The sequence below is a fragment of the Streptomyces kurssanovii genome (genome assembly GCF_040677245.1).
GTDB lineage: Bacteria > Actinomycetota > Actinomycetes > Streptomycetales > Streptomycetaceae > Streptomyces > Streptomyces kurssanovii.
The window spans coordinates 284766-296384 of the sequence record NZ_JBFAQK010000002.1 but is presented as its reverse complement, the minus strand read 5'-3'; the positions used below and the strand labels follow the sequence as shown (position 1 = coordinate 296384).

The window sequence follows — 11619 nt, the reverse complement described above, 5'->3', positions numbered from 1 at the left end:
CTGCCGGTGGGTGGTGTGCGGCAGCGCGGGGATGCGGTGGATGCGTGGTGCGCGTCGGGTGGTGGATGCGTGGTGCTCGTCGTGCGGTGGATGCGTTGTGCGCGTCGGGCGGTGGCGTGCGGGCGCTTCCGGGGACCTAGGGGCGGCGACTCAGCGGGCGGCGGCTCCGGCGGAAGCCGTCATCGCCCCGGACCCGGCCCTGTCCACGGCCGCGAGGACGGCGGGCAGGTCGAGGCCGAGCGCGGCCATGACCTCCTCGTGGTCGCCGCCCTGGGAGGGCCAGCTCTGGTCCGCGCTCACCGACGTGACCTCGCAGTGGGGCAGCAGCAGCGCGAGGCCCTCGGCGATTCCGCCTTGGCCGCGGTGCTCCTCGACGACGACGAACCGGCTGTGGTGGCGGGCCAGTTCGGCCGCGGCCCGGGTCAGGTGCGCGTGGTCCAGGTAGACCAGGTGCGCGTGGGCGGGGCCGGGCGCGGCCAGCCGGGCCGCCATGGCCAGGCGGGTGCCCTCCTCACCCACCGACACCAGGCAGACCTCCTCGGGTCCGGAACGGAACTCCCAGTTGACCAGCGGTGGTTGCTCGCCCGGCCAGTCGATCGAGTCGTACGCGGCGTTGCGGCCGGTACGGATGTAGTGCGGCTTGCCGGAGCGCACCGCCGCCCGGACCACCGCGCGCATCTCGGCCTCTCCGTAAGGGGCCGCGATGGTCACGCCGGGGACGCTGCGCAGGATCGCCAGGTCCTCCAGGCAGTGGTGGGTGGTGCCGAACCACGCTCCGGAGACACCCGCGTAGGGCGCCATGACGGTGACCCCGGCGGACAGGTAGCCCAGCGTCAGCTTCAGGCTCTCCGCCGCCCGCAGGGCCGCGAACGGCGCGAAGGTGCTGGCGAACGGCTTGTGGCCGCCGGCCGCGAGGCCGGCCGCCATGTCGACCATGGCGCCTTCCGCGATGCCGAGGTTGAAGAACCGTTCCGGATGGGCGGCCTGGAAGGGGTGTCCCTTGCCGCCCAGGTCGGCCTCCAGGCACACGATGGAGTCGTCGTCGGCGGCGAGCGCGGTGAGCTCGTCCCGGTAGGCGTCCCGGCCGGAGAGGGTCATCGGATCGCTCGCTTCCACTTGGCGGCGCGCGCGGCGTCGATGGTCACGTAATGGGAGGCGGCCCTGCCCTCCACGGCGGGCACGCCCTTCCCCTTGACGGTGTCCGCGACGACGGCCAGCGGCCGGCGGGCCGTCGACCGGTCCGCGGCGAACAGCCCCGTGAGAGCGGCGAGATCGTGCCCGTCGGTCTGCGCCACCTCGAAGCCGAAGGCGGCGAACCGGTCGGCGAGGTGGGGCAGCGGCGAGATGTCGGCCACCGGCCCGTCGTTCTGGCCGCCGTTGCGGTCCACGACGAGCACGAAGTTGCCCAGCCCCTGGGCGGCGGCGACCTGGCAGGTCTCCCAGACCAGGCCCTCCTGGAGCTCGCCGTCACCCGCGACCGCGATGCCGAGCCCCGGCCTGCCCGCGATCCGGCGGGACAGCGCCCATCCGGCGGCGTACGGCACTCCGTGGCCGAGGCTCCCGGTGGGGAACCGGACGCCGGGCACCTTGGGGCCCGGATGCCCGGTGTAGGGCCCGCCCGCCATCCCGTACAGCGGGGCGGGGTTCTCCGGCAGGACGCCGCTGACGTGCAGGGCGGCGTACAGACCGGCGGCCGCGTGGCCCTTGCTCAGGACGACCTCCGTCCCGTCGCCGGCCGAGACCCGGTGCAGCGCCGCGATCAGGATGTCGAGCACGGACAGGCTGCCGCCGAGGTGGCAGCCGCGCGGGCTCGCGGCCATGTCGACGACCAGCCGTCTGGCCTCCACGGCGCGTGCGGCGAGGGTGTCGAGGACGGGCAGGGTCTCCGGCGGGTCGAGTACGGCGGTCATCAGCGGCTCCCTTCGGGCAGGGCGAACCATCGGTTGACGGCGTCGGCGAGCAGCGAGCGGGCGGTGCGGTACTCCATGCCGCCGATGCGCTCCTCGTCGGTGTGGTCGAGGGAGGAGTCGCCGGGCCCGTACGCCACCATCGGCACGTCGTGCCAGGTGGTGGCGAGCGTGTTCATGTCGGAGGTCCCCTTCTTCACCACGAAGCGGGGCCTGATCCCGGCATCGGCGAAGGCCCGGGTGAAGGCCTTGACCAGCGGGCCGGAACGGCCGCCGGCGTAGCCGGGGGTGGCGCGCAGCACCTCGATCTCCACGCCTTCGCGGACATGGCCGAGCGCGGCGGTGCGCAGCGCTTCCAGGTCGGCCGTGGGCGGCACCCGGAAGTTGAGGATCCCGGTGGCCCGGTTCTGATCACGCCCGGTCGCGCAGCTGATGTCGATGACGGCGCTCAGGGCGTCGGGCGCCTGCTCGAGGACCGAGGCGCGGATCCCGCCGAGGGCCCCGATCAGGTGGTCCGGCGCGGACACCGCGTCCATGCCGGCCGAGTGCCCGCTGGGCACGGACGCGGTCACCTCGAGCTTGAACAGGCCGAAGTAGCCGAGTGTCAGGGTCCGCGAGCCGCTGGGCTCACCGATGACGACGGCGTCGGCCGGGTAGTGGTCGCGTACGTGGAAGGCGCCCTTGGAGGAGGAGATCTCCTCCTCGACCGCGCCGATCGCGCACAGCTGCCCGTCCTCCGGGATGTCCGCGTGCGCGAGCACCTCCAGGAAGCTCGCCAGGCTGCCCTTGGCGTCGACGCTGCCGCGCCCCCACAGTTCGTCCTCCCGCCACTCGGCGGGCCAGTGGTGCGGCACGGTGTCGAGGTGGCCGAGGAGCAGCAGCCGCCGGGGGCCGTCGCCGCGGGTCGCGACCAGGTTTCCCACCTCGTCGACCCTGGCCCGCATGCCGCGCTCCTGGCACCACTCGGCCAGGAACGAGGCGAGTTCGGCCTCGTCGCCGGAGACCGAGGGCACGGAGACCAGCCGGGTGAGCAGACCGAGGTCGGCGGCGGGTTCCCTGGTGCGCCAGAAGCGGGTCCAGCCCGCCGGCTCCGTCATGGTGTGCGGACCGGTGACGGCCACGTCCGCGCTGCCCTCCAGGGCGATCTCGGCGGCGCGGACCTTCTGGCGCATCCTGCCGCCCGCGTACCGCGCGCCGTCGCCCGGATAGGCGTTGCACAGCGTCGAGCGGGGGTCGTCCGGGTCGGTCAGCAGTCCTGGCGTGCCGGTGACCAGCCGCAGATGGTCGGCGTGCAGGGCGTTGGAGAGGACCGCGGCGAGAACGTCGGCGTCGACGTTCAGCGGCGGCTCGCCGGCCCGGCCCGCCACCGGCGGCGACAGGCAGACCACGTCGTACGTGTCGAGCAGGGCGTTCAGCCGTACGGTGTCGACGTCCGCGGGGACACCGGCGCGGTGGTCGCGGACCACGACGGGACGGCCCTCGGGGGACATCGCCTTCAAGGGGCGGTTGGCGCGGCCGGTCACCAGGCCGCCGCGCGCGGCGACGGCGGTGAACACGCTCAGGCCGAGGGTCCGCAGACCCTGCTCCACGGCGGGCAGGGTGACCCGCTCGTAGGCGTCGACCAGGTGCGCCATCTCCTCGGGCGGGCAGTAGCGGACCGAGTCGCCGCCTGTCAGCCGCAGTTGCGGCATCAGCCGGCCGATCGCCGAGTAGTGCCGCTCGATGCCGGTGGCACCGCCGGTGACCAGGAGCACCCGGGCGCCGCGGGCGACCACGTCCGCGATCTCCTTATGGATGGTCTCGCGGTCGAGCGTCGCACTGCCGACCTTGATCACATAGAGGGGCCGGGTCATGGCGACACCGCCGTGGTGGGCAGGCCGGACGTCTCGTCGAAGCCGAAGATCAGATTCATGGCCTGGACGGCCTGGCCGGCGGCGCCCTTGATCAGGTTGTCGAGGGCGGCCACGGCCACGCACTGGCCGTCGCGGACCGCGATCGCGACCTCGGCGACGTTCGAGCCGACGACCGCCTTCAGCATGGGGAAGTCCTGCGGCACCTTGGGCGCCGGCCGGACCCGCACGAACGGCTTGCCGACGTACGCCTTGGCATAGGCGCGCTTGACGTCCAGCGCCGCGACGCCGGGCCGCAGTTCGGTGTACGCGGTGACCATGATGCCGCGGGCCACGTCGAGGCTGTGGGTGGAGAACCGCAGGTCCATGGCCGCGCCGGTGTGGTCGGCGATGGCCTGACGGACCTCCGGCGCGTGCCGGTGCCCGTACAGCTTGTGCACGCGGAAGTTGCCGCTGCGCTCTGCGGGCGGCTCGTTGCCGCCGCGGCCGCCGCCCGTGGAGCCGGTCTTGGCGTCGACGACCACACGGCCGTCCACGAGCGACTCGGCGAACAGCGGGTAGAGGGCGTAGACGCTGGTGACGGCCATGCAGCCGGGCAGGCTGATGAACCGGCTCTCCGGGACGCCGGCGCTGAGCTCCGGGACGTAGTAGGCGAAGTCCTCCGACGGCGGATTCGCGGCGGTCCGCGGATAGTGCGTCAGGACCTCGGCGCTGTCCCGCAGCCGGAAGTCTCCGCCCAGGTTCACGACCCGCTTGGCGTGCTCGGCGATCAGCGGCAGCTGCTCGGGCAGGGCGCCGGTGGGCAGGCAGCCGAAGGCGATGTCGACGGTTCCGATGTCCGCCAGCTGCGCCAGGGGCCGGAACTTGAGTCCGGCCGCCTTGGGGTGGTTGCGCAGCCAGGGATGGACGCTGCCGATGGTGGCGCCCGCGCTGCGCTCCGCGGAGAGGAAGGCGAGCTCGACGTGCGGGTGCTCCAGCAGGAGCCGGATCATCTCGCCGCCGGTGTAACCGCTGGCGCCGATGACGGCGACGCGGATCGTCTCGTGAGAGGTCTCAGCCAAGACGGGCCGCCTTCTCGTACGGGCGGCGGTGGTCGCCCTCTTCGACGAGCTTGCGGATGGCGTCCGGGCGCCGGGCGACCTTCCGGAAGGCGTCGGCGTAGCGCAGGATGCGCTCGTACTCGACCGGGGAGCGCAGCTCGCGGCAGAGGACCAGGGTGCTGTCCAGCATTCCGAGGGTGACCGGGAAGTCCTCCGGGCGGTGGTCGCGTACCGCCCCCGGGTTGAGGGTGAACGGGTAGCCGCCTCCGAAGCCGTCCCGGTGCCGGAAGGGCAGGTGGCACGGGATCGGGGTGTTCTGCCACTCGCGGGCGGGGACGCCCTCGGCGACGAGCAGTTCGTGCACCGCCTCCTTGACGGCGTGCACCGGGAGGTCGCCGAGGCCCACGGCGTCCGGGTGCAGGGTCATCCGGTACATGTTGTACGCGTGCACATGCCCGTCGGGGACGTGCGGCGGGGTGAACAGGCCGGTCTCGCGCAGGGCTTCGCCGATCAGGGCCGCGTTGCGGGCCCGGATCTCGTCGTAGTAGGGCAGGCGTGCGAGCTGGCTGGTGCCGAAGGCCGCGGCGACCCACGACATGCCGTAGTCGATGCCGTGCCGTTCGAGGTAGGCGACGGCCCGGTCGTACGCCTCCTCGGTCGAGAAGAAGGCGATGCCGCCCTCTCCGCCGAGGGGGAAGTTCTTGTCGGCCATCAGGCTCTGTCCGGCGGCGTCGCCGAAGGAGCCGGCCAGTCGGTCGCCGATCTTCGCGGAGTGGGCGTGCGAGGCGTCCTCGACGAGCGCGATGCCGTGGCTGTCGGCGAGGGCGCGCAGCGCGGGGACGTCCGCGGGCAGGCCGTGGACGTGCACCGGCATGAGCGCGCGGGTCCGGTCGGTGATCGCGGCGGCGGCGGCCCGCGGGTCCATGCAGTACGTGACCGGGTCGATGTCGACGAACACCGGGATCGCGTGGGCGGCGACGACGGCCTGGGCGGTGGCGATGAACGTGAACGCCGGGACGATGACCTCGTCACCGGGCTGCACGCCGGCGCCCACCAGCGCCATGTGCAGGCTGGAGGTGCCGCTGGCGGTGGGCAGGGCGTACCGGGCGCCGACGTAGGAGCGGTAGGCCTCGGCGAAGCCCGCGACGACCTTCTCGGGTGTCTGCCGCTGGGCGAGCATCAGGTTGAAGACGTCTTCCTTGGTGATGACAGGGAAGAGCGTGCGGCGCATGGCCTTGGGGATCATGGCTCCGCCGCCGAGGGCGGCGAGTTCGGCTTCGAGGTCCGCAGCGTCGGGAAGCGGCAACGGTGCCGCCGGGAAGTCAGTGATCATGAGGGTGCTCCGGAAGTGGCGGCGGGACGCGCCGCTCGGGTCAGGGCCATCCGTGCGCAGGCGGCCACCAGGGGGCTCAGCCGGTAGTTGAACTGGACGCCGGGCACCAGCGAGGCGTCGGCCTCCTCCTGCGTCCACATCGTGCGCAGGTCGTAGGCGCCGAAGATCTTCAGCCGCTCGGCGCGGGCCCAGAGGCGGGCGTCGTCGGTCAGCACGGCCGCGGCCGGTCCGAAGCCGAGCCCGGTCAGGTCCACGACCAGCACGGGGGCACTCGCACCGGCGGCCAGTTCCGGCAGCCGGTCGGCGTTGGTCGCGTCCAGTGCCACATGGTCGTAGGCGATCGGCCGCAGGCCCTCTTCGTCTCCCGCGCGCTCCACGGTGACACCGAGCCAGTTGAGGAACGCCTCGGTGGCCGCGTCCGGCTCGGGCAGCGACACGGTGTCGCCGTGGCCGATGCCCTGGCCGGCGAGGGCCGCGTGGACGGCCCCCGTACGGCTGTTGAGGAGGACCGCCTTCGCGCGTCCGGTCTGCTTGGTCAGCAGCCTTTCCAGACCAGGCAGTTCCCGGTCGCTCTTCTCGATGCTCATGACCACGCCCGAGGTGAGGACGCGGGTGAGCACCGTCGCTGTGTCGAACAGTTCCATGGGTCGTCTCCGTGTCACGCGGCCGCGGCCGCGAGCTGCTCCGCGACGTAGGCGGCGAGGTGGCCGGCCACGTTGACTCCGTGCTGGGCGGAGGAGCGGGCGAATTCGGGGTTGGCATTCACTTCGAGCACGAGCAGCTCACCGGTGGTCCGGTCCTCGACCAGGTCCACTCCGTAGAACCCGGGGCCGAGGATGTCGACGACGTGGCCGCAGAGCTTCTCGATCTCCGTGGTGACCTCGATCCGCCGGACCTCCGCGCCGAGATGGGTATTGGTGCGCCAGTCGGTCGAGACTCGCTGGATCGCCACCACGGGGGTGCGTCCGACGACCACGACGCGCAGGTCGTGGCCGGGCTTGTCGATGTACTCCTGTACGACGACGGGGAAGAGCTTCCCCGCGGCGTCGGCGGACTCGCGGCCACCGGCCCAGGCCTCCACACACTCCGCGTTGGCCATCTTGGTGACACCGCGCCCCCAGGACCCGCTCACGGGCTTCACCACGGCGGGCAGGCCGAGTTCGGCGACGCTCGCGTGCACCTGCTCGTAGCTGAAGGCGTGCCGGGTGACGGGGTGGGGGACGCCGTGGCGCTCGAAGAGCAGCGCCTGAAGTCCCTTGTCGTTGCAGGTCTCGATGGTCGCCGACCGGTTGAGGGTGGTGGCTCCGGCGTGCTCGAGCCGTCGGGAGACGCTGATCGCCTCGCGGTGGGACAGGTTCCTGATGAGGACGAGACCGGGCGGGCCGGTGCGGCCCGCCACGACCTCGGCCAGATCCTTCACGAGCAACGGCCGTGCCGTCAGACCCTCGTCACGCAGTGCGCCGAGAAGGAGCTTCTCGTCGGGGCGCAGCATCGTGACCGAGAGCAGGACCTGGTCGGCGGAGGTCACTCGCCCCAGTCCTCTTCCACCTCGGGGGCGAGGTCCAGCCGCGCGCCGGCGTCGGACTTCTCCACGACCTCGTGCTCCTGGCCGCAGGCCGCGCACTCGGTGATCTCGCCCTTTTCCCAGGCTTCCTGGACCTCGAATTCCGTGTCGCACACGAGGCATTTCGGAGCCGCAATGGCGGTGGTCATTTTTCGAAACTCCTTCTGTAAATCGGCATGCTGATACGGCCGGCGGCACGGGAGTCCCGCGGAGCGGGGCCCGCGTGCCGCGGGCTCCGCTCCGCCGCACGGCGGTTCGGGTGGTGAAGGTGTGCTGAAGGTGCCCGGTGAAGGCGTGCCTGGTGGGGCAGGCGTGCCTGGTGGGTCAGACCCAGCCCGGGTCCTGCGGGCCCGACGTTCCGGTTCCGGCGACCGCGGCCCGGTCGGCATCGGCCGGAGCGACGGAGAAGGCGATCAACGCGGCGGCGGCGATCATGCACGCTGCGAAATACTTACCTGAACGCGTCACGTACTTCATTTCTTGTCCCCCCTGGACGGTTAGTGGTCAGCTGTTCGCGTGCCGCTGTCCACATGAAGAGACTGCCCTGGGAAGGACATTGCCGGAAGTAGTGACAGGGGTCATGATCATGCAGTGCAGAAAGTCGAAGGGGGCGGCAGATGTGCAGCAAAACGGGCATAAGCGAAGGCGGTGCCCATATAGAGGTATGTGCTGAGGGAATGGCGGTCTACCGGACCGCCCTCGTGGCCGGCCGGGTCGCGCGCGCGGAGGCCCCCGGCTGCCTGCCGGATCTCGGACTGCTGGTGCCCGCGGTGGACGATCCCGAGGCCATGGTGCCCGTACCGCCGGCCGTCGCCGAAGCGACGCTGGTGCGTCCCCTGGAGCGGCGCGTCAACGAGCAGCAGCGGACGGTGGCCACGCTCCGCGCCTCCATGTCCCAGGTGGAGAGCCTCTACCGGGGCCTGCGGGAGGGGAGCAACGCCGTCCAGCGGCTCACCGGAGCGGCGATGATCGCCGCCGCGGTGGAGGCGGAGGCGCAGTCCGCCACGCGTGAGACGCTCACCGCGCACCCGGGTGGGGGCCGTCCGGAGGAGGTCCTCGCCAAGTCCCTGTCGTACACGTTGGAGGCGAAGAAGCGCGGCGTCAGGCAGCGGACGCTGTACCAGCACACGGTACGGACGCACGGCCCGACGCTGGACTACATCAAGGCCGCCACCAACGCCGGGGCCGAAGTGCGCACCGTCGACGAGGTCTTCGACCGGCTGCTCATCTGGGACCGCTCGGTCGCCTTCATCCCCGACAAGGAGAAGGAGCATCACAACCACGCGCTGAGAGTCACCGACCCCGGCATCGTGCACTTCCTCGTCTCCGTCTTCGAACACGCCTGGGACCGTGCGGAACCGGTCGTCTACGAGCCCGACCAGCAGCGCCCGAAGATCCTCACCGACGAGACGCGCCGCCGCGTGCTGCGGATGATGGTCGACGGCTACACCGACGCCGCCATCGCCGCCCGGCTCGGGATGAGCGTCCGTACCGTGGCGACCCATCTGAAGAAGGTGTCGGACGCGCTGGGCAGCAAGAGCCGGGCCCAGCTCGCGTATCTGACCGCCCAGAGCGGTCTGCTGGACGGGTCCCCGAGCCCGGACTGCCGCTGCGGCACCGGTCGGCACGACTCCCGGCACGACTGACCACGGCGGATACTGGGGCACGCCGACGCCCCTGCGGGGAGGGCACGCCGACGACCCTGCGCGGAGGGCTCGTCGGCGGCCGCCCGAGTCAGCCGAGCGCGGCGAACGCCTCCACCGCGCGGGTCTTGCCGGTGACGACGATGACGTCGCCGGACTCGACGACCGTCTCCGCGGTGGCGTACGTGAAGTCCTGGCCAGGCCGTTTGATGCCGACCACCGTCACGCCGTACTTGGAGCGGACCGCGCTCTCGCCGAGCGGGACACCGGTGGCGATGTCCGGTGCGACGGTCTTCACCAGGGCGTAGTCGTCGTCGAACTGGATGAAGTCGAGCATCCGGCCGGTCACCAGGTGCGCCACCCGCTCCCCCATGTCGTGCTCGGGCAGCACGACATGATGGGCCCCGAGCCGTTCCAGGATCTGGCCGTGCTGGCGGCTGATCGCCTTGGCCCAGATGTTGGGCACCCCCGCGTCGAGCAGGTTGGAGGTGATCAGGATGCTCGCCTCGATGTCGGTCCCGATGCCGACGACCGCACTGGTGAACTCGTGCACGCCGAGCTGCTCGAGCACCTCGGGGTCGGTGCAGTCGGCGACGGCGGAGTGCGTGAGCGCGTCGCTGTGGCGCTGGACGAGCGTGGCGTCGGTGTCGATGCCGAGAACGTCCCAGCCGCGCCTGGTCAGTTCGTGCGCCAGGGAGCTGCCGAACCGGCCCAGCCCGATCACGGCGACCCGCTGGTCGCTCGGTTCGGGGCGGCGGTCGTCGTGTCCCTTGCGGCTGCGACGGCGAAGGGGGTTCAGGTACTTACCCAATGACAGGTCGCTCCTCGGGTAGCTGGTAGCGGCGGGTCCGCTCGCGCAGGGCCAGTGCCGACACCAGGGTGACCGGCCCCAGCCGGCCGACGAACATGAGCAGGGCGACCACGAGTTGTCCGGAGACGGGAAGGTCCGCGGTGATCCCGGTGGACAGTCCGACGGTCCCGAAAGCGGACACCACCTCGAACAGCACGGCCTCGACGCGCGCCTCGACGAGGGTGAGCAGGACGAGCGCGGCCGCCATCACCAGCCCCACGCCGAGCAGCGCCACGGTCAGCGCCTGGCGCAGGACGTGCGGCGCCAGCCGCCGCCCGAGGATCCCGGAGCTGGGCTCGCCCCGCACTTCGGCCAGGATCGCGACACCCAGCACGGCGAAGGTGGTGACCTTGATGCCGCCCGCCGTGCCCGCGCTGCCGCCTCCGATGAACATCAGCGCACAGGTCATCAACAGCGTGGAGGCCTCCATCGCGCCGATGTCGAGGGTGCTGAAGCCGGCGGAGCGGGTCATGGCGGAGTGGAAGAAGCCGTTCAGAAGCTTCTCGTCCCAGTCGAAGGAGCCGAGTGTGCGCGGGTTGGCCCACTCGAGCAGGCAGGTGAGCACAGTCCCTGTCAGCAGCAGGACGGCCGTGGTCATCAGCGTCAGCCTGGTGTGCAGCGACCAGCCGCGGCGTCCTGTCCTGCGGCGCCGCTCACGGTGGCGGAGCAGTTCCAGCAGCACGGGGAAACCGATGCCGCCGAGGATGACGGCCGCCGCGATCGGAAGGGTCACCCACGGGTCCTCCGCGTAGCGGGTGAGGCTGTCGGCGTGGAGGCTGAAGCCCCCGTTGTTGAAGGCGGCCACCGCGTGGAAGAAGCCGAGGTACACCGCTTCGCCGACGGATTCGCCGTATCCGAAGCGAAAGCGCAGGGCGAGTACGGCGCCGACCGCCAGCTCGACGGCGGCGGTGATGCCCGCGACGCCGATCAGCACGCGGCGCACGTCCCCGATGCCGAGGCTCTTGGTCTCCGCCTGGGCCGTCAGCTGCATGCGCAGCCGCAACTTCCCGGAGATCAGCAGCGCCAGCAGGGAGGCCATCGTCATGATGCCGAAGCCGCCGACCTGGATCAGGGCGAGGATGACTCCCTCACCGAATCCGCTCCAGTAGGTGCCGGTGTCGACCACCGTGAGCCCGGTGACGCACACGGCCGCGGTCGCCGTGAAGACGGAGGTCACGAACCCGGTGGCGCCGCTCTGCTCCGAGGACAGCGGCAGTGAGAGCAGCGCCGTCCCGAGCAGGATCACCCCCGCGAACGCCGCGACGACCGTGCGGGCGGGATGGACGGTCGACAGCGAGTGCCACAACCGTGTCGCCCGTCCTGCCACGGCGGTCACCCTTTCGCGCGTCCCTGCCACGCTCTTGCGCCGCGCGCTGCGGCCGGTTGCGCGGCACGCCGGGCCGGTCGCCCGGCGGCGGTCACCCTACCCGCG

12 protein-coding genes are annotated in these 11619 nt (G+C 71.8%); 1 reads left to right on the top strand and 11 read right to left on the bottom strand.

Going from position 1 to position 11619, the window contains the following annotated elements; all coding sequences use genetic code 11:
- Positions 1-150: 150 nt before the first annotated feature.
- The 9 genes from AB0K36_RS03390 to AB0K36_RS03350 form a co-directional block, all read right to left on the bottom strand.
- Positions 151-1098 carry a transketolase family protein gene (locus AB0K36_RS03390; RefSeq protein ID WP_364587558.1) on the bottom strand — a complete coding sequence of 316 codons (948 nt, stop codon included), beginning with the start codon at positions 1096-1098 and terminating at the stop codon, positions 151-153.
- Positions 1095-1910 carry a thiamine pyrophosphate-binding protein gene (locus AB0K36_RS03385; RefSeq protein ID WP_364587555.1) on the bottom strand — a complete coding sequence of 272 codons (816 nt, stop codon included), beginning with the start codon at positions 1908-1910 and terminating at the stop codon, positions 1095-1097. Before AB0K36_RS03385 ends, AB0K36_RS03390 begins: the two co-directional genes overlap by 4 nt.
- Positions 1910-3760 carry a M20/M25/M40 family metallo-hydrolase gene (locus AB0K36_RS03380; RefSeq protein ID WP_364587552.1) on the bottom strand — a complete coding sequence of 617 codons (1851 nt, stop codon included), beginning with the start codon at positions 3758-3760 and terminating at the stop codon, positions 1910-1912. Before AB0K36_RS03380 ends, AB0K36_RS03385 begins: the two co-directional genes overlap by 1 nt.
- On the bottom strand, positions 3757-4818 hold the full coding sequence (gene argC / locus AB0K36_RS03375; RefSeq protein WP_364587549.1) for an N-acetyl-gamma-glutamyl-phosphate reductase: 1062 nt from the start codon (positions 4816-4818) through the stop codon (positions 3757-3759). Before argC ends, AB0K36_RS03380 begins: the two co-directional genes overlap by 4 nt.
- On the bottom strand, positions 4811-6130 hold the full coding sequence (locus AB0K36_RS03370; RefSeq protein ID WP_364587546.1) for a DegT/DnrJ/EryC1/StrS aminotransferase family protein: 1320 nt from the start codon (positions 6128-6130) through the stop codon (positions 4811-4813). The genes argC and AB0K36_RS03370 overlap by 8 nt, the downstream gene beginning before the upstream one ends.
- Positions 6127-6774, bottom strand: coding sequence for a PLP-dependent aminotransferase family protein (locus AB0K36_RS03365; protein WP_364587543.1), 648 nt, complete (start codon positions 6772-6774; stop codon positions 6127-6129). Before AB0K36_RS03365 ends, AB0K36_RS03370 begins: the two co-directional genes overlap by 4 nt.
- 14 nt (positions 6775-6788) lie before the next feature.
- A complete protein-coding gene (locus AB0K36_RS03360) occupies positions 6789-7658 on the bottom strand; it encodes a RimK family alpha-L-glutamate ligase (RefSeq protein ID WP_189470896.1) in 870 nt (289 codons plus the stop codon).
- On the bottom strand, positions 7655-7843 hold the full coding sequence (locus AB0K36_RS03355) for a lysine biosynthesis protein LysW (protein ID WP_364587540.1): 189 nt from the start codon (positions 7841-7843) through the stop codon (positions 7655-7657). Before AB0K36_RS03355 ends, AB0K36_RS03360 begins: the two co-directional genes overlap by 4 nt.
- A gap of 175 nt (positions 7844-8018) precedes the next feature.
- Entirely contained in the window at positions 8019-8162 is a 144-nt protein-coding gene (locus AB0K36_RS03350) for a hypothetical protein (protein ID WP_364587537.1), read from the bottom strand.
- Positions 8163-8371: 209 nt separating this feature from the next.
- On the opposite strand from AB0K36_RS03350, the gene AB0K36_RS03345 reads away from it, so the two are divergent.
- A complete protein-coding gene (locus AB0K36_RS03345) occupies positions 8372-9340 on the top strand; it encodes a helix-turn-helix transcriptional regulator (protein WP_364587534.1) in 969 nt (322 codons plus the stop codon).
- Positions 9341-9428: 88 nt separating this feature from the next.
- On the opposite strand, the gene AB0K36_RS03340 is transcribed toward AB0K36_RS03345, so the two are convergent.
- Positions 9429-10148: a potassium channel family protein gene (locus AB0K36_RS03340; protein WP_364587531.1), complete on the bottom strand. Its 720-nt coding sequence runs from the start codon at positions 10146-10148 to the stop codon at positions 9429-9431.
- Positions 10141-11514: a TrkH family potassium uptake protein gene (locus AB0K36_RS03335; RefSeq protein WP_364587529.1), complete on the bottom strand. Its 1374-nt coding sequence runs from the start codon at positions 11512-11514 to the stop codon at positions 10141-10143. Before AB0K36_RS03335 ends, AB0K36_RS03340 begins: the two co-directional genes overlap by 8 nt.
- Between the last annotated feature and the right edge of the window lie 105 nt (positions 11515-11619).